Annotated in this window: 33 protein-coding genes; 23 read left to right on the top strand and 10 right to left on the bottom strand. The window is 67.2% G+C overall.

Annotated elements, in window-relative coordinates:
* Nucleotides 1-4: 4 nt before the first annotated feature.
* The 5 genes from AB0I71_RS15895 to AB0I71_RS15875 all read right to left on the bottom strand — a co-directional run bounded on the left by AB0I71_RS15895 (nt 5) and on the right by AB0I71_RS15875 (nt 4,013).
* Entirely contained in the window at nt 5-532 is a 528-nt protein-coding gene (locus AB0I71_RS15895; RefSeq protein WP_357585130.1) for a hypothetical protein, read from the bottom strand.
* Nucleotides 504-1,436 (bottom strand): hypothetical protein, encoded by a 933-nt coding sequence (locus AB0I71_RS15890; protein WP_357585128.1) that lies wholly within the window; start codon nt 1,434-1,436, stop codon nt 504-506. Before AB0I71_RS15890 ends, AB0I71_RS15895 begins: the two co-directional genes overlap by 29 nt.
* Nucleotides 1,437-1,475: 39 nt before the next feature.
* On the bottom strand, nt 1,476-2,816 hold the full coding sequence (locus AB0I71_RS15885; RefSeq protein WP_357585126.1) for a hypothetical protein: 1,341 nt from the start codon (nt 2,814-2,816) through the stop codon (nt 1,476-1,478).
* A 228-nt stretch (nt 2,817-3,044) separates the two neighbouring features.
* Nucleotides 3,045-3,659: a helix-turn-helix domain-containing protein gene (locus AB0I71_RS15880; RefSeq protein WP_357585124.1), complete on the bottom strand. Its 615-nt coding sequence runs from the start codon at nt 3,657-3,659 to the stop codon at nt 3,045-3,047.
* Between the two features lie 111 nt (nt 3,660-3,770).
* A complete protein-coding gene (locus AB0I71_RS15875) occupies nt 3,771-4,013 on the bottom strand; it encodes a hypothetical protein (protein WP_357585122.1) in 243 nt (80 codons plus the stop codon).
* A 167-nt stretch (nt 4,014-4,180) separates the two neighbouring features.
* Between AB0I71_RS15875 and AB0I71_RS15870 the strand changes: the two genes are divergently transcribed.
* The 10 genes from AB0I71_RS15870 to AB0I71_RS15825 all read left to right on the top strand — a co-directional run bounded on the left by AB0I71_RS15870 (nt 4,181) and on the right by AB0I71_RS15825 (nt 7,375).
* Nucleotides 4,181-4,693 (top strand): hypothetical protein, encoded by a 513-nt coding sequence (locus tag AB0I71_RS15870; RefSeq protein WP_357585120.1) that lies wholly within the window; start codon nt 4,181-4,183, stop codon nt 4,691-4,693.
* Complete coding sequence (locus AB0I71_RS15865) at nt 4,693-4,884, top strand: hypothetical protein (RefSeq protein WP_357585118.1); 192 nt, start codon at nt 4,693-4,695, stop codon at nt 4,882-4,884. The genes AB0I71_RS15870 and AB0I71_RS15865 overlap by 1 nt, the downstream gene beginning before the upstream one ends.
* A gap of 203 nt (nt 4,885-5,087) precedes the next feature.
* Nucleotides 5,088-5,240, top strand: coding sequence for a hypothetical protein (locus tag AB0I71_RS15860; RefSeq protein WP_357585116.1), 153 nt, complete (start codon nt 5,088-5,090; stop codon nt 5,238-5,240).
* Complete coding sequence (locus AB0I71_RS15855; RefSeq protein ID WP_357585114.1) at nt 5,240-5,497, top strand: hypothetical protein; 258 nt, start codon at nt 5,240-5,242, stop codon at nt 5,495-5,497. The genes AB0I71_RS15860 and AB0I71_RS15855 overlap by 1 nt, the downstream gene beginning before the upstream one ends.
* Nucleotides 5,498-5,588: 91 nt before the next feature.
* Nucleotides 5,589-5,780 carry a hypothetical protein gene (locus AB0I71_RS15850; RefSeq protein ID WP_357585112.1) on the top strand — a complete coding sequence of 64 codons (192 nt, stop codon included), beginning with the start codon at nt 5,589-5,591 and terminating at the stop codon, nt 5,778-5,780.
* A gap of 100 nt (nt 5,781-5,880) precedes the next feature.
* Nucleotides 5,881-6,255, top strand: coding sequence for a hypothetical protein (locus tag AB0I71_RS15845; RefSeq protein WP_357585110.1), 375 nt, complete (start codon nt 5,881-5,883; stop codon nt 6,253-6,255).
* Between the two features lie 128 nt (nt 6,256-6,383).
* Nucleotides 6,384-6,584: a hypothetical protein gene (locus AB0I71_RS15840; protein WP_357585108.1), complete on the top strand. Its 201-nt coding sequence runs from the start codon at nt 6,384-6,386 to the stop codon at nt 6,582-6,584.
* Nucleotides 6,581-6,742 carry a hypothetical protein gene (locus AB0I71_RS15835; protein ID WP_357585106.1) on the top strand — a complete coding sequence of 54 codons (162 nt, stop codon included), beginning with the start codon at nt 6,581-6,583 and terminating at the stop codon, nt 6,740-6,742. The genes AB0I71_RS15840 and AB0I71_RS15835 overlap by 4 nt, the downstream gene beginning before the upstream one ends.
* Before the next feature lie 187 nt (nt 6,743-6,929).
* The gene (locus tag AB0I71_RS15830; RefSeq protein ID WP_357585104.1) at nt 6,930-7,124 is read left to right on the top strand and encodes a hypothetical protein; all 195 of its coding nucleotides are present in this window, start codon (nt 6,930-6,932) and stop codon (nt 7,122-7,124) included.
* A complete protein-coding gene (locus tag AB0I71_RS15825) occupies nt 7,121-7,375 on the top strand; it encodes a hypothetical protein (RefSeq protein WP_357585102.1) in 255 nt (84 codons plus the stop codon). Before AB0I71_RS15830 ends, AB0I71_RS15825 begins: the two co-directional genes overlap by 4 nt.
* Nucleotides 7,376-7,439: 64 nt before the next feature.
* On the opposite strand, the gene AB0I71_RS15820 is transcribed toward AB0I71_RS15825, so the two are convergent.
* Nucleotides 7,440-7,697, bottom strand: a complete 258-nt coding sequence (locus AB0I71_RS15820) for a hypothetical protein (protein WP_357585100.1) — start codon at nt 7,695-7,697, stop codon at nt 7,440-7,442.
* A 101-nt stretch (nt 7,698-7,798) separates the two neighbouring features.
* Between AB0I71_RS15820 and AB0I71_RS15815 the strand changes: the two genes are divergently transcribed.
* From AB0I71_RS15815 to AB0I71_RS15765, 11 genes are all read left to right on the top strand, one after another.
* On the top strand, nt 7,799-8,347 hold the full coding sequence (locus tag AB0I71_RS15815; protein WP_357585098.1) for a hypothetical protein: 549 nt from the start codon (nt 7,799-7,801) through the stop codon (nt 8,345-8,347).
* Between the two features lie 88 nt (nt 8,348-8,435).
* Nucleotides 8,436-8,732 carry a hypothetical protein gene (locus AB0I71_RS15810; protein WP_357585095.1) on the top strand — a complete coding sequence of 99 codons (297 nt, stop codon included), beginning with the start codon at nt 8,436-8,438 and terminating at the stop codon, nt 8,730-8,732.
* On the top strand, nt 8,725-9,084 hold the full coding sequence (locus tag AB0I71_RS15805; RefSeq protein ID WP_357585093.1) for a hypothetical protein: 360 nt from the start codon (nt 8,725-8,727) through the stop codon (nt 9,082-9,084). Before AB0I71_RS15810 ends, AB0I71_RS15805 begins: the two co-directional genes overlap by 8 nt.
* 186 nt (nt 9,085-9,270) lie before the next feature.
* The gene (locus AB0I71_RS15800) at nt 9,271-9,957 is read left to right on the top strand and encodes a hypothetical protein (RefSeq protein ID WP_357585091.1); all 687 of its coding nucleotides are present in this window, start codon (nt 9,271-9,273) and stop codon (nt 9,955-9,957) included.
* 124 nt (nt 9,958-10,081) lie between these two features.
* Entirely contained in the window at nt 10,082-10,387 is a 306-nt protein-coding gene (locus AB0I71_RS15795) for a hypothetical protein (RefSeq protein ID WP_357585089.1), read from the top strand.
* 2 nt (nt 10,388-10,389) lie between these two features.
* Entirely contained in the window at nt 10,390-10,761 is a 372-nt protein-coding gene (locus AB0I71_RS15790) for a hypothetical protein (RefSeq protein ID WP_357585087.1), read from the top strand.
* Nucleotides 10,762-10,763: 2 nt separating this feature from the next.
* A complete protein-coding gene (locus AB0I71_RS15785; RefSeq protein ID WP_357585085.1) occupies nt 10,764-11,057 on the top strand; it encodes a hypothetical protein in 294 nt (97 codons plus the stop codon).
* 5 nt (nt 11,058-11,062) lie between these two features.
* Nucleotides 11,063-11,434: a hypothetical protein gene (locus AB0I71_RS15780; protein ID WP_357585083.1), complete on the top strand. Its 372-nt coding sequence runs from the start codon at nt 11,063-11,065 to the stop codon at nt 11,432-11,434.
* On the top strand, nt 11,431-11,688 hold the full coding sequence (locus tag AB0I71_RS15775; protein WP_357585081.1) for a hypothetical protein: 258 nt from the start codon (nt 11,431-11,433) through the stop codon (nt 11,686-11,688). Before AB0I71_RS15780 ends, AB0I71_RS15775 begins: the two co-directional genes overlap by 4 nt.
* Complete coding sequence (locus tag AB0I71_RS15770; protein WP_357585079.1) at nt 11,685-12,056, top strand: hypothetical protein; 372 nt, start codon at nt 11,685-11,687, stop codon at nt 12,054-12,056. Before AB0I71_RS15775 ends, AB0I71_RS15770 begins: the two co-directional genes overlap by 4 nt.
* A gap of 17 nt (nt 12,057-12,073) precedes the next feature.
* Nucleotides 12,074-12,247, top strand: coding sequence for a hypothetical protein (locus tag AB0I71_RS15765; RefSeq protein ID WP_357585077.1), 174 nt, complete (start codon nt 12,074-12,076; stop codon nt 12,245-12,247).
* A gap of 112 nt (nt 12,248-12,359) precedes the next feature.
* Here AB0I71_RS15765 and AB0I71_RS15760 read toward each other — a convergent pair whose 3' ends face one another.
* From AB0I71_RS15760 to AB0I71_RS15745, 4 genes are all read right to left on the bottom strand, one after another.
* Nucleotides 12,360-13,175, bottom strand: a complete 816-nt coding sequence (locus AB0I71_RS15760) for a helix-turn-helix domain-containing protein (RefSeq protein ID WP_357585075.1) — start codon at nt 13,173-13,175, stop codon at nt 12,360-12,362.
* Nucleotides 13,176-13,441: 266 nt separating this feature from the next.
* Complete coding sequence (locus tag AB0I71_RS15755) at nt 13,442-13,618, bottom strand: hypothetical protein (RefSeq protein ID WP_357585073.1); 177 nt, start codon at nt 13,616-13,618, stop codon at nt 13,442-13,444.
* Between the two features lie 16 nt (nt 13,619-13,634).
* Nucleotides 13,635-15,041 carry a helix-turn-helix transcriptional regulator gene (locus AB0I71_RS15750; RefSeq protein WP_357585071.1) on the bottom strand — a complete coding sequence of 469 codons (1,407 nt, stop codon included), beginning with the start codon at nt 15,039-15,041 and terminating at the stop codon, nt 13,635-13,637.
* Between the two features lie 179 nt (nt 15,042-15,220).
* Nucleotides 15,221-15,481, bottom strand: a complete 261-nt coding sequence (locus AB0I71_RS15745; protein ID WP_357585069.1) for a hypothetical protein — start codon at nt 15,479-15,481, stop codon at nt 15,221-15,223.
* Nucleotides 15,482-15,676: 195 nt separating this feature from the next.
* Here AB0I71_RS15745 and AB0I71_RS15740 point away from each other — a divergent pair, with 195 nt between their 5' ends.
* Both AB0I71_RS15740 and AB0I71_RS15735 read left to right on the top strand, forming a co-directional pair.
* The gene (locus AB0I71_RS15740) at nt 15,677-17,194 is read left to right on the top strand and encodes a hypothetical protein (RefSeq protein WP_357585067.1); all 1,518 of its coding nucleotides are present in this window, start codon (nt 15,677-15,679) and stop codon (nt 17,192-17,194) included.
* Nucleotides 17,187-17,420, top strand: coding sequence for a hypothetical protein (locus AB0I71_RS15735; protein WP_357585065.1), 234 nt, complete (start codon nt 17,187-17,189; stop codon nt 17,418-17,420). The genes AB0I71_RS15740 and AB0I71_RS15735 overlap by 8 nt, the downstream gene beginning before the upstream one ends.
* Nucleotides 17,421-17,423: the final 3 nt, after the last annotated feature.

The following is a 17,423-nucleotide window of genomic DNA, read 5'->3' as shown; positions in this document are numbered from 1 at the left end:
CGGGTCAGCCCCAGTACGAGCACAGCAGCCACCGAGCCCGATCCTGCTTCGGCGTCAAACCCAACGCCGTCAACGCGGCACGCAACTTCTCGTCGTAGCCACCCTCAACCGCCTCCCGGTTCAGGGCGTCAAGGTCAAGCACCTTGGCATCGCCCCGATGGGCAACGATCTCCTTCGCGGCGAGCACATACATCGGGTATTCGCCGGAGCAGTGCGTCACAACCTCAACACCCATGGCGGCCTTCGCTTCCCGCTGACGCTGGTAGAAGCCGTCCACCTGCCAGTCGGTTTCGGTGAAACCGTGGGCGGCGAGAAGCTTGACTTCGGCTGATTCGGCGAAGCCTTCGTCTTCGTTGTGCCAGTCGTGCGCTTCCCAGTCGTATTCGCCGTACTTTCCGGCTCCTTCGAGCTTCCATTCGTCGTCGCTGCCGAGGTCGTAGCCGTAGACAAGCATCGCGTTGGTTGAAGTTCCCATGGTGATCTCCTTCGTTGTCGTGATCGGGTCAGCCGCGCGAAACGGCGGCAGCAGCATCCTTGCGGGCAACCACGCCCGTGCCCTGGCAGTGCCAGCACGGGGCCGGCGTCAACGCCTCCGTGATCGTGTCCAGGATCGACTCCAACTCGGCATCCCACCGCGCCTTCGCGTCCGCCCGGTTTCGGCCCGGAATCACATCCGGCACCTGCACCGACACCTCAAGCCGCTTCGTCTCCGTCACCGTCCGACCCCGCTTCAACTTCTGCCCGTTACGGCCCGTGTCCCGCACAAACCGGGTGGTGTGCGGCTCGTACGGAACCTCCGTCGACACCCGAACCACCGTCGGCCGCTCCCGATCCACCCGCGCGCCGTCGAGGTAGCGGGAACCGACCACCGGCAGCGCCCCGGCCGCGTCCGCGACAGCCTGCCGGAACCCTTCAAGGTGGCCGGGGAACAGATGATGCAACGCCCGGTGCTGGCGCAGCTCGTCACGCAGGTTCGGCACCCACCGCAGACCATCCTCAGGCGGCGGTGCGCCCGCGTCGTCGGCAACGATCATGTCGGCGGCGGGGAACAGGCGGGTGACGATCGGCCCGTCCTCGTAGACGCCCTGGTAGAGGGCGGTGGCGGTGTCGTCGTCCACGCCGAGAGAGGCCAGCCCGCCAGCGGGGAGAGCGCCTGGAAACTTCGACGACTCGGCGTCGGGGTCACGCAGCCGATAGCCGGTGAGCTGCGACGGGCCAGGCTGAGAGGCGGTCAAATCCTGCACACCACCGGGAGCCTTGTGCCAGCCGCCATACGACTGGTTCGGCGTCGGGTTGACAGGGGTGAGGGTGTCGCCGGCTGCGGTGGTCCAGGTGGCTACACGCCGCCATCCGTCGCGGAACGGGTCGCGGGGCAGCAGGTAGTAGGTGACGTCGTCGTCGGGGAGGGCAACGATCTGGTGCTGCGGGTCGGTCATGGGTTCCTCCGGTTCACAGGTTGGGGGATGCAGGGCAAGTCAGCCGCGTGAGACGGCGGGGGCAAGCAAATCCATCCGGCCATGCTCGACCAGATACGCCACCAGGCGCTGACGGGCCTCAGGGGTGTCGTTGTGCTGCACGTTGAACAGGGGACGCTCCGCCTCGATCGCCGCCTTCTCTGCGGCCTCCGCCCCAGCGCGGGACGGAAATCGTCGGATCTTCGAGTGGTCGGCGAACTCTGCCCACGATGACCGCTTCGCATGGCTGGTCTGCCGCGTCGCCAGGTCGCCGGTGATGCCGATGTACAGCAGCACATCAGTAGCGTCGTACCAGAAGTAGAGGGCTGTTGGCGTCTCCCGTGCGTCCGGTATCCACGGGGTGTTAGGCGGGTAGAACCGGTCGGCATAGCTACGGGCGTGCATCGCGTGGCGGATGGCGATCTCAAGCTGCTCCGTTAAGAACCGGTAGATCCCGCTTGTCTGCTTGATGTACCGCTCAACCTCGGCGTCGCTGGCAAGACGACGTTTCGCCTCGACATCCTCCGGCAGCCCCGACGTTCCAGTGCGGCGAGGGTGATCGCGGGACGGCTTCCTGAACCAGTGAGGACTCCGCTCGATAAGCGAGACGTATGCGGCCACCATGTCCCGGAGAGCTTGCAGCGTTTCGGCTATGCCGATGGTTGACTCCATCAGCGCGGTTGCCGAGTCGGTCTGGTCATCTTCGAAGGTCGCCGAGATCGCTCCGGCAATCCCACCCAAGGCGTACATGGCAAAGACTCGGTCGCTCCGAGTGAGTTCGACCTTTCCCGCCCACGCCTGGGTTACGAGCGTGAGGCGTCGGATGAGCTGGTTGAGTTCGCTGCTGTCGGCAGGGTCGGGCAGCAAGAAGTAGCGGTCATCGGAGACGGCCGGGGTGACCTTCGTGGCACTGGCGTCCCCTGTCGTTGCATCCGCCGTGGACGCGGGCTTGTTGCGGCGCAGGTCCCGTAGGAAGTCATTGAGGGTCTGGCGCTGCATCCAGATCGGATCTGGGTGGCGGGGCTCAACACCGACAGGCTTGGGAAGGGCAAGCACATCATCGAGCGCAGCCAGGCTGACGTGCCCGGACAGCTCGCCTCTTAGTGCCTCGGCGGTGATGGCGACACCCTCTTCATGCATTCGGATCAGCGTCTCGCAGATCACGCGATGTTCGCCATCGAAGTGCGCGGGAATCAGGTCACCCCCGGCAGCCGCAAGCAGTGGCGATCCGCCGGCCACCAGCAACCGCAGCGCGATGCACTCGACGTTGTGTCGCCACTCGCGTCCCTCCGGCCGGTTGGCGTCCAGCTCGGGCACGTAGCCGAGGATGAGCGGCTGGTTCGAGTCGATCTGCTCCGTCATGCGCTGTCCTCGCTTCGTTGCCGCCCTTCGCGCCAGCGAAGGGGAGAGGTCTTATGAGTGATCTGATGAGTGGTTCTATGAGTGATGGGCGGAAGTGACTTCCGGTATCGCCGGAAGTGAGTTCCGGCATGTGGCGGAAGTGACTTCCGGCATGTGGCGGAAGTGACTTCCGGTATGCGCGGAAACCAGTTCCGGCACCGGAAGTGACTTCCGGTATCTCGGCGACCGTCACCACTCGTCTGCCCTCGCCTGCCGGAACAGCTTCCACGTGTCGTCGCCGAGCTGGTTCCACGTCCGCTCCCCGTCGTGCCGTTGCGACTCGTTCCACTCGGTGAGGCAGTCCAGGGCGTCCCGCCCTTTGGTGGCCCGTGGCGCGGGGCAGAACACCATCCGCCGAAGCTGGAAGGCGATCTTCTCTTTGTCGCCGTCGACCTTCACCGCGCAGTTGCCCTGCGGGGTGATCAGTTTCTGGCAGTACAGGCAGGTGAACTTGCGGACGTGCGGCCCGTAGATCGGCAGGCTCTGCCACCACTCCGGGATCACCAACTGGTACTCGTCGGCGAGCTTGCGGTGAGGTGACCCGTAGCCGACGCGCTCGGCCATGCCCAGCCCACGCAACACCTGCCAGGCGGTCCTGACGGTCCGCTCACTCAGCCCGGTTTCGCGTTCGATGCGTTCGTTGCTCGGATGGCAGGACGAGCCGTCATCGAAGTCGGCGAAGTCCATCGCGGAGCGGGCTACGGCTTTGACCGACGATTCCACGAGCAGGATGCGGACGAGCACGTTCCATCGGGCGATGAACGGCTTGTCCTCGTCGTCGGGGGCGTGTAGCCGGCGGCTCACGGGCGGGCCTCCCGTGCTCGCACACCAGTTCGCAAAGTAGTTTGCATTTAGCGGAGGTACCTCTCCGTCAGGGGCTGGGGTTCAGGCGTTGGCGCGCCTCCCGGCCCCGAACTATGTCCGGTTCTTGTCGGCCCGTCTGCGGCGTAGACGTTCGGCCTCGGCCTTGTTGAACGCCGCCCGCTGCTCGTCGGTCATAGCGTCACGGCGCAGCATCTCGCGGGTGCGGTTGATCGCCTTGGAGATCGCCACCTGCGGCACGCCGTCTGAGATGGCGGCTCGTAGCGTCTCGCGGTACCGCTCCTCAGCTCGGGCGATGTCGTTCCACGCGTCGATCACATCTTGCAAGTTGGTCACCTCCCTATGGTCTGGGCTGTCTACTGTCGTTCGCAACCTCGACTATGATCGTATGCCTGAATTACTTGACACGCAAGTCAGGTGGCGACTACTGTCGTAGACACAAGGAACACGGCACCGGGAAGCGCGCCAACGCCAACGGAGCCCCGATCGGGAGGTACCCCGAGATGCACGACGCTGCCATCAGCGTGCCCGTAACCCGCCTCTACGGCCGGTACGAGATCACCGCCCAGACCACCGTTGACGGTGGCTACAACATCACCACCATGACCGCCACCGGCGGCCACCCGGAAGACCTGCTCTGCTTCACCGTCGCCGACCGGGACGTGTACCGCACCATCTACGCGGTCATCCGCGAAGGCGGCCTCAACCACGTCGACCCGGCCGGTGTCCGTGACGCCATCCGTGACGCGCTCGGCCGCGACCTGCGGGCAATGCAGCGCCGCCACGACACGGCCAGCAAGGCACGCGCCGACTACCTCAACGACCTGCTGGACGGCTTCGAGTCGCCCGCTGAGACGGCCGAGGTTGACGCGCTGATCGCGTTCGCCGCGAAGGTCGGTGACGCGGTCGCCGCCGGTGTGGCGGATGTGGACCGTCCGCGCACGTTCGCCGAGCTGCGGGACTCGTTCCAGGCTGCCGCCGCCGCTGACCGTGCCGCCCGGAAGGCGGTGAAGTGATGTCGCCGCAGGCCAACAGCAACACGCCGAGTGCCGTGATCCGCCGGGTTCGTCGCCGTAACGACCGCCTCCACGTCACGTACGCGGACGGGCGGAAGGTCGATGTGCCGGCCGCTGTAAACAGCCGGTACGAGTCGCAGGTGTCGTACCGCTTCGAGCAGGGCGCCTGCCGGGCCGATCGGGTGTCGTGATGGGCAAGGTCACCGGTATCACCGACGTGAAGATCCTGCGTGAGGTCGAGAAGATCCGCGCCGACCTGGACAAGCCGGCCGCGAAGCCGCAGCCCAAGCCGAGCAAGTAGCAGACCGGGCGGCCCCGCGCCGTGCCCGTGTCGGGGCCGCCCACGAGGAACCACCCAACCCAAACGATCAACCCACACCATCTGGGAGAAGCCATGTACGCCAGCGCCACGATCGGTCACACCACCCGCGAGATCCGCTCCACCCGGCACCTGACCTTGGATGGGGAGCGTCGCACCATCCGGGTTCGTCCGGGCCGGTCGACTGCCCGCCGGGCCGCGATCAACGCCTCCGGCGGCTACCGCTGATGGCCGCCGTCGACCGTGCCGGGCGGCACGCACGCGCCGAGCGGGTCGCCAACATCGCCGGCTGGATCGCCAGCATCGCCGTGATCGTGCTGGCCGCCGGAACGGCAGCCCGCCTCGTGTGGCCGGGCAGTGTGTGGGGTGTTCTCGCCCCGCTCGGTGTGCTGCTGCTGGTGCCGTCTGCGGTGACCGCGATGGCGGCGGGAAGCCTCGCCGACCGGTGCAGCGTCCCGCCCACCGACGACACCACCGGCCGTTGACCGTCTGCACGTTTCCCTGCCGGGCTGGACCCAGTATTCCCAGCCCGCGCAGGGTCACCACAGACCAGCACCCGGCAGCAAGGAGCACAGCATGGCCAAGCACTACGACACCGTCACCAGTTGGAACACCAACAAGACAGTTGAGGTCACCACCAGCCCCGCAGGACGTCTCACCGGCACGTGCAGCGACTCCCGCTGCGAGCCGATGACGTCGGCGGGCGGCAACTCGGTGATGTCCGACGCCCGTGAGCATCTGCGTTGGCAGCACCAGGACCGCCTGTAGCCGCTGACCGCCCGCCCGTTGGGTGCCTGCCCGCCGCGAACCCGTGTCGTGGCGGGTGGAGAGACCACAACGGACCAGCAGCCAACCGGAGGAGAACCGCATGGCCCTACTCAGAATCGAAGACCCCAACGGCGTCATCCTCACCGTCGAGGAAGGCGACGACCGGCTACACATCACCGTCAACGGCAGCATCGAACTCGACGACACCGCGACCCGCCGGCTGGCGTCCGTGCTCCAAGGCGGCGCCGATCCGGACGCCCCGATTGTGTCCGGCCGCGAGTACCGGCTACTGCCGAACCCTCAGCGGTCCGACGGCCACGAACGGGCCGTCTCGTTCCTGCACGACGCAACCCGGGTCATGGCGTTGCGTGGCCCGAACCGGGGTGGTGACGTGCTGGTGATGGCCATCGACGGGCCGCACGCGGACGAGTCGGGTTTGGTGCACGCCCGGTTCCTCGCACCGCAGACCAACTGAGCGTGAGGGCGGCCTATGCCCTGGAAAAGCCGGCCGCCCTCACCTGATCCCCAGCCAAGAGGATCACCCCGCACACCGGATTGGAGCCGGGCGGGGTGGTCGACCACACCCCGAACGGAGGGCCGACCATGGGCCTATTCAAGCAGAAGGCAGACGCGTTCCTGCAAGCCCAGCAGGACGCCAAGACGAACCCGACCGCCACCAACCGGCAGCGGCTGGATGACGCCCGGAAGGCGCTCAAGGCGACGCCGGAGGTGAAGTCCGCGAGTGAGGGCATGGCCTGGAAGACGAGTTCGCGGGGTTCTTCGCCGGAGTGGCGGCAGCGGTGAGCAGTCTCGGCGACTTGGAGCGTGCCGGCATGGTGGCCGCTGCGATGGCTGCTGCCGTGCACGGTAAGCCGGTCACCTACGACCCGCGTGGCGGCTGGACCACCCGCCACGACCGCACTGACACGAAGACCGGCGGCGATCGGGACGGCGGCAAGTGAGCGGCGAGTTTCAGGTGGGGGTGGCGTCGTACGGGCGTCGCCCCCGCCGCGTCGACTACGAGCCGGCGTCCACGGTGTGCGTGTGCGGCACCGACACCGCCGTGGACGTGTGCCCACAAAACTGCCCCACCCGCGATGACAAGTTCCATTCACCCCCTCCCGCGCCTATCAACGACGGAGACGATCGATGACCCCTCACACCCTTGCCCTACTCCACGCCGTCATGCGCATGTCCGTACGACAGCAGGAAGCGATCACCGCCCACGACACGGCCACCGACCCCGACACGCAGGCCAAGACGTTGCGGGCGGTGCGGCGCCGCTACAAGGCGACGCTGCGGCTCGGACACGCGCTGGCGAACGCTCAGGCTGGTGCGGCATGACCCCGCCGAACGCGACCGCTGTTCCGGCCCGTGTCCACCGGCGTCGCATCCCGCCCACGGCCGGTAGTGCCCGCGCCGCCCAGGCCGCAGCGATCCGCGCCCAGCTCGCCGCCAACGAGCCTGTCACCGTCACGGTGGACGGGTTCGGGCGCGGCTGGTGGGTGTTGGAGGTGGGGGACGGCACGTACACGGTGATGCGGGACGGCAGCACGCTCACTGTGGCGTGGGCTGACGTTCCCCTCGGCCAGTAGGGGGATGAGATGACGGCTGGCGTGGTGACCTGTGTGGGGCACCTGCCAGCCGTCGCGGTGTCGGCTAGGACTGTTCGTTCTGCCGCTTCACCTTGGCCATGCCGCCCGAGCGTGCCGGCGGTACGTCATCGGGGCGGAACTTGCGGACGTGGGCCGTCGACCGTCCGACACGAATAGCGATCTCGGTCGGTGTCACTCGCGCCCGCCAAGCTGCCTCGATGGCGGCACGTTCCCGCTGGTCGAGCAGTTGGATGCGCTTGTCTAGCCTGCGGCGCTCGTTGGCGATGGCGTTGAGTTCTCGGCGGGCTTCGTCCGGTGTCATGTGAACAGATTAGCGCTACGGCGTTGCGCTTCGCTAGTCGCTCGGATAGAGTGGATTTACAAGCGCAACAGCAAAGCGCAACGGTTTAGCGAGGAGTCGACATGCAGGGCACGCGCCGCACCATCACTGACACCACCGCCCGACTCTGCCCCGGCGACCACATCCAGGCACCCGACGGGAAATGGATGCTCGTCGCCGACATCACCCACACCACCACCGACGGCGCACTCGGCGCACACGCCGTCCTGCTCGTCCACTCCGCACTCGGTGCGCACGGTGCCCGCCTGCTGATCCTCGGCTCCAACACCACCCTCGACATCCGCCGCGACTTCACCCGCATCCCCCGGCCCCACCTGGGAGAGCGCACCAAGGTCCGCCGCGCCGGCCTCGGCTACGAGGTATGGGACACCCGCGCACTGGAGTGGGTGTACCTCATCCCCGGCACGTGGCAGCACGACCTCGGCGGGGCGATGGAAGCCACCGAAGCGACGCTCGCCCACCTGTGCGAGGCCGCGCCCGCCGATGACCCGGAGGTACCACAACCAACCACAGCAACCCGAAGGAGCCCGGCATGGAAAGCATCGAGAAGGACAAGCCCAGCGTCTACCGCTGCGCCGACACGCCCTACCCGGACCTCGACGACACGATGACCGACCGTGAGATCGACGAACTGTTGGCGACCGGCGGCATGGTCACCAGCGTGCCCACCGGCGTCAGCAAGCGGAAGGGGTGGTGACCGTGGCTGACCGTGCGCCGATCGCAGACCGAATCCACGCCGTCATGCTCCGAGACATCGCCGCAGGCCGCGTCTGGCACTACCCCGCCGGAAACGGCAACGACCATCCGACCGACCGCATCGACGTCGGCGGGCGCATGATGGCCGTCCGGCCGAGCCACCGGATGGCGGTCATCGAGCAGCGGGGGCTTGCCTGCCACGAGTCGCCTACCGGCAGCGCCCGGGTGGCGTGGGTGTTGACCGATGCGGGTCGGGCGGTGCTCGCCGGAAACGGCATCGTGGAGGCTGGCCGTGGCTGACCCGGCCGACGTGAAGCGTCTCGCCGACGTCAACGACACCATCATCGGCGTGGTGGAGAACGGGCCGTGGGTGCTCATCGAAGACCCCACACTGCGGCGTGTGGTGGGTGAGTATGTGGCCGACGCTTGCCACACGATCGCCTCCGATGCTGGGCTGACGGAAGCGATGGAGTACGCACACGACGCGCTGCCGCTACGGCTCGACACCACCGCCCGGCTTGTCACCCCGGCCGCCCGTCACCGCCTAGCCCGGTACCTGCGGCACGCGGGTGACGGACCGTCGGGCAGCGCCGACGACTACCTGCGGGCCGCAGACCGGATCCTCAACGTCATCACCGGAACGGAGAACTGACATGTGCGAATGCGCCGGCCACACCGTGTGCGGCTACCACACTGAGGTCATAACCGACCTCATCGAGCGACTCGAACGGGCCGAAGCGTCAGGCGACGACACGGCGCGTAGGCTGCGCGGTCAACTCGCTGACTACGGGCTGAGGGCCGAGATCGTGCGCCACAAGATGCGGATGGAGGCGGCACGATGACCGCCAGCCCGGCCCGGATCCTCGCGATGCGCGAATGCTCGGCCATGGTCGCCCTCGACACCATGCCCCACCTCGTCACCCGGATACGGAACCTGCTCTCCCACGGGCGGCGTATCACCATGACGCAGCGGTACACGTACGTTGACCGGCCGCCCGAGGTCACCGCCGGGTTGACCGTCGACACCCGCGCCTACGACGGCGGTATCAGCGAACACCGCCGCGACGACGGACACCACTTCGGGGTGCGGCTACGGCCAGGCGCAGGCTCCGGTTTCGGCCTCTCCGCCTACGCCTGCGACGGCAACCGCACCGAAGCCGAAGCGTGGAAGCGGTATCACGCCGGTAAGGACGCCACCGACGTGTGGGCGCAGCGCCGCAACATGACCGTGGTGGAAATCGTTGGCGGTCTGCCCGGTGACGGTCCGGCCCGTGACGACAGGTTGATCGTCAGGGAGTGGAACGACTCCGGCGTCTGCGATGAGCGTGTGATCGTGTTCGACGGTGGGCCGCGTGACGCCGTGGATCGGGCTGCCGGCTGGTTGTGGGCGAACGCGCTCGGCCCCGCCCACGCGGAGGTGCGGTTGCGGGAGTGGGAGCGCGGGACTGTGCCGGACGATGAGGTGAAGGTGTGGGAGGGGCGGGCGGTCGAGCTGCTGGCTGTGGTCGCGGATGAGGGGCGTTGACTGACGTTCGAGGGGGAGCCCGTCGCCTGGTGGTGGCGGGCTTTCTTGTGTGTGGGCACGAACAGGGTTGTAATCGTGGCGGCGACATGTCATCATGGATGAGACAAGCCGAGTGGAGGACACCATGACCCACCTCAACATCACCACCCGCCGAGCCAACATCCTCAACGCCATCAACAACCCCAACACCGACGTCTACGCCTGCCTCGGCAGCATCAAAAACACCCACTGGCCCAGCGCCGACATCTGGTTGAAAGACGAAACCGGCATGACCTGGAAAGTCAACGCCGTCGTCACCGAACTGGAAGCAGCCGGCCTGGTGAAGCGCGCACCGCAAGGCGCACGGTTCCGCGAACCCCGCCACTACACGCTCACCGACGCCGGACGTGCCGCCCTCGACGCCTACAACCAGCAGAACCAGGAGGCGTGACCGTGACCCGGCGCGACCCCGTCATCATCGAACTCAACTGCGAAGCCCACCCCTCCACAGACACCGTCGAATACGACCGCGACCAGTGGAACAAGATGACACCCGCCGAGCGGGCATCCGCGCTGGACGAGATGGTGGACGAGCACATCAGCAACGCCGGTGGCGGCGGATGGCACATCGAAGACCCCGACGACTACAACACCGTCGGTAGCACCCCCACCAAGGTTGAGCTGCCGCTCGCCGACCACCCGGCCGTCGTGGCTGCGGTTGAGGCGTGGCTGTCTAACCCGCAGCGTCCGTCGGGGCCGGTGTACGCGTCGGCGCGTGACCTGCTGGCCCGTATCGACGCCGCCATCACCGGCAAGCAGGCGTGACCGTGGCAGCCCTGACCATCACCGCAGCCCGCGCCGAAGTCCTCCGCGCAGCAGCCAACGAGCAGCTACACAGCCAACGCCAGTTCAGCAACAAACGGTCCAACGAGAAGACCACCCACCGCATCGGCGGACCCAGCGGACGCAACGTCACCCGCATCAGCAACGACCTGTACAACGCCCACCTGATCCGCCCCGGACGCAAGCTCGGCCCGTCGATCTACTCGCCGCAGGTGTGGGAGTTGACCGACGCCGGCCGGCAGGCGCTCGCCGACCACGACGCCACCGAAAGGAGCTGACCGGCATGGCCTTCCACGACGACCTTCACACCCTCGCCCACCACGCCCGCACCAGCAGCGACCCCGACACCCGCGCCGCAGCCAACCGCCTTCTCACCGGCGCGCACGCCCTCCTACCCGAACCCGCCCGCGTCGACTGGGCCGAAGCGATCCTCTACACCGACGGCGAAACCCGGTACATCGAACGCCTCGACGAAGCCGACGCCCGCGAACACGCCACCTACCTTGACCGGCAGGTGCGGGAAGGCAAGCCGGGCCACAGCGACACGGCTCGCGCGTTCGTCGTGTTCCGTGAGGTGCGGATGCTGGTCGACGGCACCCAAATCAACGGCCCGTGGATGGCACCCGCCGACCAGTTCACCGAGAGGCAGCAGTGACCGACAAGCCCTCGAAGGCGGACCTGCTCGCCCAACTCGCCGCCATCCCCGCCGAACGCGCCCAAGCCGCCGCCAACTTCGACAAGCGGGAAACCGCCCTCGTAGCCGAACTGCGCGGACTCAACGCCACCTGGGAAGAAGTCGCCGACGCGTTGAAACTCGCCGGCCGGCAGTCCGCGCAACGCAAGTTCCGGCCACTGATCGAAGAGGTCCGCACCGTCCGCCCACGCCCCAACCCGAAGGAGACGCGATGACCAATCCGACCGCAACCACACTCAACGCCGGCCCCGGCTACACCTACACGTACATCGTCGCCGAAGAGGCGTACTGGTGGCACGCCCGACGCAAAGCCGACCCACGCCCCACCCTCATGGTCGCCAAGGCTGCCGACGGCGGCGGCGTCGCGTGGGAGTTCGCCGTCGTTCACAAGCAGTTCACCGTCGTAGACGAGGCCACCATTCAGGTGCGCGTGTTCAACGACGGGTTCGCCGCGTTCACCGAGATGCCCCCGTTCTTCGCCGCCCTCGCCGAGCAGAAGCCGGCCACCCTGGATGGGGTGCGGGCCATCCTCGACGGCCTGGGCGTGGTCGACGCAACCGAACGCACCGATCCGACCACCTGACCGCAGGGAGCCTGACCGTGGGACGCAAGACCGCCAAGCTCGACGTGACCGCCAAACTCTCCAACCACTTCGATGAGGATGACGAAGCTGACCGCGAGAAGTGGAACAAGCTGGTCGCCGAAGTGAAGGAGATCGTGAACCGGCCCGAGTATGAGGACATCGTCATCGACTTCAACACCTGGTACGAGTAGCCGGCCACCCTCACCGCGCTGCCGTGGGCCGCCCGACCGTGATGGTGGGCGGCCCTCACGTTTGCCCAGGTGGAATGGCTATCCGATAGGCAAAACCGCAACCAACGAATGGCTATCCCGACGGCTCGTCCACGAACTTGAACCCTTCGCGGAGCATCCAGTTCTCCAACGCCTCATCCGGCTTGTCCATCAGCGACGCCACGTAGCTGCCCGGACGGTCGATCTGGTTGTCCTTGCGCTGCCTGAGCGCGTCGTACACAGCCTCAGCGGGGAAGGTGCCCCGGTTCCAGTCCTTGACGCCTTTCGACTCGATCCGCTCACCCATGATCGATTGGAAGGTGTCGCGGTCGTCGAGCCACCACGAACCTGTCTCCTGGGGTGCCGGACGTCGCTGGTTCGGAAGTCGTTCGGTTTGTGAATCTCCATCACCCGCCCCGGAGGGAGCGAAGCGAGTGGAGGGGGAGCGGTTCGGTTCAATTCCCCATGGATCTGGTTCTTCTTCATCTAGTTGTGGTTCATCTAGTTCGGGTGTGCTGTCGGATACCACGGGTGGTATCCGGTTGATACCTAGGGTGGTATCCGGTTGAGCACTACCCCCGGCAGGCTGCTTCGGCCACGACACCATCAACAGCGTGTACCGGTTCGACTCGTTGACCTGACCGTTGCGCCGCCGCTCCTTCTCCACCAGCCCGGCGCCAACCAACTCATCCAGGTAGCGGTCAACGGCGCGCGAGTTCTTGAAGCCCATCCGCTTGGCGAGGGTTCCCCGCGAGGGCCACACGTGGGCGTCGCCGCGCCGGTAGTTGATGTGGGCGAGCAGCAGCCCGTACAGCCAGCCGGCGTGAAGGCTGATGGTGCCTGCGGCAACGAGATCCTGGATCTCAGCGGGCAGTCGCACGTGTGGTGTTTCGGTCGACGTGGCGGTCATCGCACTGCGCCGGTCGGTCGCACAGATGTGCGGGCAAGGTAGACTTGTACCTTGAGCATGGGTCGCCTCCTGCTAGGCGATCAAGGGCCCGGCCGGTGGTGGAACACCGCGATTCCGGGCCCGATTTTCGTTTGTCGTCCCCTATCTTACCGGTCGTCCGGATCATGCTGACCTCGGCCGATGCCCCACGACGCGGACACGAAAGAGCCCCGGCCGGTCATCCCGGTCCGGGGCTTAACGCAACTCTGCTGGCTACGCCACGCAGTCTAGTTGTAGTCGGGGTTGATCCCGTGGTGGTGGATCTTCGACAGTTCCTGCGAGATCGACAGCAAGGCTTTGATCTCCGCCACCTTCAACTGCTGATCCACCGTCAAGCCGTCGCCACGCTCGCTGGCTTCCAGGATCTCGGTCAACTCATCGAAGGCGTCCGCGAACAGGTTCACGTCTCTCTCCCCAGTCTCAGGCGAGCAGTAGTTGGTCTCGCCACTGCCACGCTAGATGCAGGCATCCGGCACCGGCGGGGGCGACACGCCCCGAGTCGAGCAGCCCTCGCACCCCGGCCTCGGTGAACGGGAACCGCTCCGCAACCACCGTGCCTTCGTCGTTGCGGTCCACAAAGTCGTACGCCAACTGGTCGAACACGTCGGCGTCGATGACGAGCACGGTCAGGATCTCGCCAACCAGGGTGAGCGCATCCAAGGCGACACCGAGACACGACACCCGCACCCGGCCCGCCTCACGCGACTGGTCGAGCAGCCCAAACGGACCTGAGGCGTAGTCGACCGGGCGCCCGTGCCCGTCCGCCTCCGGCATGCCCAACAGTTCCTCAGCAAGTTCGCGTTGGATGTTGCGCCAGATCGAAAAGTCGGCCTCGCGGGCGGCAGGCAGCAGGCTCGACGGCTGGAAGATGCCCGACGGGATCACCTGCAACATGCCCCCAGCCGCAGCCACGGCGCGAGGATCCCGGCGGTGCATCAGAAACTCGGCCGAGTCCCCGTCACGGCGGATCGTGAGTGTGGACACGGCCGGCATCACCGGACGCCGCCCCAAATCGAACGGGGAGCCGACCAGCCTGCGGAACGGAAGATCCCGCAGCGACGGATCCGCCCCCGCATTGCCGTCCGCATCCAGGGCAACGTACGCCAGCTCGTGGGCCAACGACTCGAAGACGTCCGCGCACTGGAAGTAGGTGGTGTCCCCGAACGCCAGCGTGCCCGCCGACCAGTCCACGCTTAACAACCGCCAGGCATGCCGGTCCTCAAACAGACGCGGCCGGGCAAGGTCACGCACGGCGGTCGTGTAGCGGGGGAACGGGCGGGCCAGCGACTGATCCGGCAGCAGGCGGGCCGCCTCACGCTCCGACCCATCCAACACGGGCAGCGGCGCATCCGGCCGCTCCACCAACTTAACCGCGCCCAGGTCGACCGGGCCGTCTGGTATCCAACCCGCACCGGCGATCAGGCCCGTGCCCGCTAGCCGCGCATCCGGATACAAGCCGGCCGCCGTCTGCGCCAACTGGTGCCGGTTCGCGTTCAACGCCTGCCGGGTGGCACGCCACCGGTCCTGCGACTCGACCACCCGCGAATCCTGCTCAACGTCTGCCATGAAGTCCTCTGCGCTCGACCTGACACGAGGGCGCGGCACCGACACGGCAGCAGGCAAACCCAGCTCGGCCACCTGAACACCGAACACACCCGCCAACAGCCGCTGATACCGCAACGACGGGACAACCTCGCCCCGCTCCCACCGACCCACATGCTTCTCCGTCACCGCCGACCCAAGCCGGTCAGCGACCTCCCGCTGCGTCAGCGGACACGCCTCCCGCAACTCACGCAGCCGATTCGTGACATCGATGGTGGTGGTCATCGTTTCCGCCCCCAGCAGGTCAGCGCAGCACCATCCACACACCAGCGTATGGGCAACCACACCCCAACCCGGCCTGGTTGATGCGTGGACGGCGTGCAGATGGCGTTCCGGAGGGCTGACGGCCGGACCACGCTCAACCCATCAGCACACCAACCGGCCGGTAGGGGAGCGGACATGGCTCAGCTCGGATCCTCGGACTCGCCGTGGAACTCGCGGCGGCGTTCCTCCAACAGACGCAGCACGTCCTTCGGGTTGCACTCGCGTTGCGGCTTCTGCGGGGCGCCGGGGATCTTCCGATGCCCAATCACGCCCTGCTTCACCAGCATGTGGACCTTGGTGCGGCCCAGGCCGAGCAGGACCGCGACTGGCCCGGTTTTCAACCACTCGCCGGCCCGCGCTCGGGCTTCAAGGTCGGCGACCTCATCGCGGTTGTCTCCCATCGCCCCTGCTCTCCGCCGTCGGAATTTGCGGTGAGCGTACCCACCGTTCCCGGTGTTCGCGATCACCGCCGTGTTCATAGATGCCCCTCTGCTTAAGCTCGTGCTACTGTTCGTAGTGTTCCAACTTGTCAAACTGTTCGCAGTGTGGCACAGTTCAGCCGAGAACGCGAACCCCAACCAAGGAGGTGTCGGCCGATGATCGAGCCGCTGATGTACCCCGACCCGGGAGTGCCGGTGTCCGCCGTGCCCTACACCCCGGCGCCGGACACACGCGGCTGGCTCGACACCGCCATCACCTGGGCCACCAACCCCGACAACACAATGACCGTCGTTGCCGTCATCCTCGGTCTGCTGCTCGCCGTCAAGGTGCTCCGCAGCCGCCGCAAGCCCGCCACCGGGCGCAACGCCGACGACATCACCGGCACCGACCGGGCACTCACCCGCATCAGCGCCACCATCGCCACCGTCGTCGTCGCCCTCGGCATGTGGCAGTTCTTCACCGACGTCATCAACATCCACTGGTCGCTGCGGCTCGTCCTGTTCGCGTTCATCGAAATCGGCATCGTTGACGCCGCCCGACGGGCAACCCGCCACCTGTACCGGCACGGCGACCTCGGCCGCGCCCACCGGGCCGTGTTCATCCTCGCCGGCATCTCCGCCAGCCTCTCCGCCGTCCACGCGGACAGCGTCGACCTGCGGTTGTTCCGAATCGCCGCAGCCGTCGTCGCCTCCTACATGTGGTACGAGAGCCTGATCGAGCAGCGGGACATCCTGCACCACCGCAACCCCGGCAAGTACCCGCCGCCGTCCAGCCGGGGGATTCCGTGGCGTCGTATCGCCGTCACCCTCGGCCTGGCTGAGCCGACCAGCATCAGCGTGTCCGAGGTCGCCACCCTGCGGCGCATGGACCGGCTGTCCCGTCTGCTCAACCACTTCCACAACGTCACCGCCACCCCGAAGCCGGGCCGGATCAAGCGCCTGTACACGGCGTGGCTGGGTTGGCGGGTGATGCGGCAGACGCAGGCCGCCTGCAAGTGGATCGACCTCGCCGAGAACCCCGAGGTTCGGGCGCGGCTGCTGCGCCGCCTGTCGATCGTGCGGGGCATCGTGGAGGCCACGAAGCCGGGCGCCGTCTCTGGTGACGCCTGGGCTGATGTGACGCAGATCGAGACGGGTGACGCCGACCGTCGCCGTCACATCATCGACGTTGAGGCGACGCCTGCCAGTGACGCACCCCGGCACACGCCGGCCGTCACCGTCGAGCAGACACCGACGCCCGTCACCCCCACCACGACGACGGTCACCACGGACGCCACCCAGCCGGCCACCACGACCGGAGACGTCACCGTCAAGCGGACCCGCACTGACGTCTCCGCCGTCCGTCCCCTCAGCCGCGATCTCATCGACGCGCGGTTCCGGGACTGGACGGTCGAGCAGGTCCGCGACTACGCCGCCAAAAAGGCCCGCCAGGTGGTCGACGGCGGCGGCAGTAAGCGCGAAGGCATGAAGGTGTTTCTGCTGCTCTGCATGGCTCTCGGTGTGGAACCGGCCGGCACATGGATGGCTGAGGCGGTGGAGGGCGCCGAGTCGGCGGCCCGCACCAACCGGCCGAAGTGGCTTGCCGAGTTGGCCGTCGCTGACGCCGAGCAGATCCTCCTGGCCGAGCACCGGCGCATCGTGTCCGAGCTGACGGCGGGTGACGGCCGTGACTGACGCCAACATGTGGCCCGTCATCCCGGCCCGCTGGGACCGTCACCCCCACGTCACCCTGCACGACCTCACCGCCACCGGTGTCGCCGCTGACACCGTCCTCACCGGCGGGGTGACGCTCCACCGGCAGCAGCGTCACATCCGCTACCGCGTTACCCGTGACGCCCACGCCGTCATGCGCGGTGTCCGTCACCTGATCGCCCACGACCGCCACTCCGAGGAGGACTGACCC

The organism is Micromonospora sp. NPDC049891, from assembly GCF_040660295.1.
Classification (GTDB): domain Bacteria; phylum Actinomycetota; class Actinomycetes; order Mycobacteriales; family Micromonosporaceae; genus Micromonospora.
Note: the sequence above shows the minus strand (reverse complement) of the source record. Positions and strands in the feature narration are given on the sequence as shown.

Coding starts and splice junctions, on each gene's coding strand:
- AB0I71_RS15895 (WP_357585130.1), bottom strand. CDS start 532: ATGCTGCTGCCGCCGTTTCGCGCGGCTGACCCGATCACGACAACGAAG.
- AB0I71_RS15890 (WP_357585128.1), bottom strand. CDS start 1,436: ATGACCGACCCGCAGCACCAGATCGTTGCCCTCCCCGACGACGACGTC.
- AB0I71_RS15885 (WP_357585126.1), bottom strand. CDS start 2,816: ATGACGGAGCAGATCGACTCGAACCAGCCGCTCATCCTCGGCTACGTG.
- AB0I71_RS15870 (WP_357585120.1), top strand. CDS start 4,181: ATGCACGACGCTGCCATCAGCGTGCCCGTAACCCGCCTCTACGGCCGG.
- AB0I71_RS15865 (WP_357585118.1), top strand. CDS start 4,693: ATGTCGCCGCAGGCCAACAGCAACACGCCGAGTGCCGTGATCCGCCGG.
- AB0I71_RS15860 (WP_357585116.1), top strand. CDS start 5,088: ATGTACGCCAGCGCCACGATCGGTCACACCACCCGCGAGATCCGCTCC.
- AB0I71_RS15855 (WP_357585114.1), top strand. CDS start 5,240: ATGGCCGCCGTCGACCGTGCCGGGCGGCACGCACGCGCCGAGCGGGTC.
- AB0I71_RS15850 (WP_357585112.1), top strand. CDS start 5,589: ATGGCCAAGCACTACGACACCGTCACCAGTTGGAACACCAACAAGACA.
- AB0I71_RS15845 (WP_357585110.1), top strand. CDS start 5,881: ATGGCCCTACTCAGAATCGAAGACCCCAACGGCGTCATCCTCACCGTC.
- AB0I71_RS15840 (WP_357585108.1), top strand. CDS start 6,384: ATGGGCCTATTCAAGCAGAAGGCAGACGCGTTCCTGCAAGCCCAGCAG.
- AB0I71_RS15830 (WP_357585104.1), top strand. CDS start 6,930: ATGACCCCTCACACCCTTGCCCTACTCCACGCCGTCATGCGCATGTCC.
- AB0I71_RS15825 (WP_357585102.1), top strand. CDS start 7,121: ATGACCCCGCCGAACGCGACCGCTGTTCCGGCCCGTGTCCACCGGCGT.
- AB0I71_RS15820 (WP_357585100.1), bottom strand. CDS start 7,697: ATGACACCGGACGAAGCCCGCCGAGAACTCAACGCCATCGCCAACGAG.
- AB0I71_RS15815 (WP_357585098.1), top strand. CDS start 7,799: ATGCAGGGCACGCGCCGCACCATCACTGACACCACCGCCCGACTCTGC.
- AB0I71_RS15800 (WP_357585091.1), top strand. CDS start 9,271: ATGACCGCCAGCCCGGCCCGGATCCTCGCGATGCGCGAATGCTCGGCC.
- AB0I71_RS15795 (WP_357585089.1), top strand. CDS start 10,082: ATGACCCACCTCAACATCACCACCCGCCGAGCCAACATCCTCAACGCC.
- AB0I71_RS15780 (WP_357585083.1), top strand. CDS start 11,063: ATGGCCTTCCACGACGACCTTCACACCCTCGCCCACCACGCCCGCACC.
- AB0I71_RS15770 (WP_357585079.1), top strand. CDS start 11,685: ATGACCAATCCGACCGCAACCACACTCAACGCCGGCCCCGGCTACACC.
- AB0I71_RS15760 (WP_357585075.1), bottom strand. CDS start 13,175: ATGACCGCCACGTCGACCGAAACACCACACGTGCGACTGCCCGCTGAG.
- AB0I71_RS15750 (WP_357585071.1), bottom strand. CDS start 15,041: ATGACCACCACCATCGATGTCACGAATCGGCTGCGTGAGTTGCGGGAG.
- AB0I71_RS15745 (WP_357585069.1), bottom strand. CDS start 15,481: ATGGGAGACAACCGCGATGAGGTCGCCGACCTTGAAGCCCGAGCGCGG.
- AB0I71_RS15740 (WP_357585067.1), top strand. CDS start 15,677: ATGATCGAGCCGCTGATGTACCCCGACCCGGGAGTGCCGGTGTCCGCC.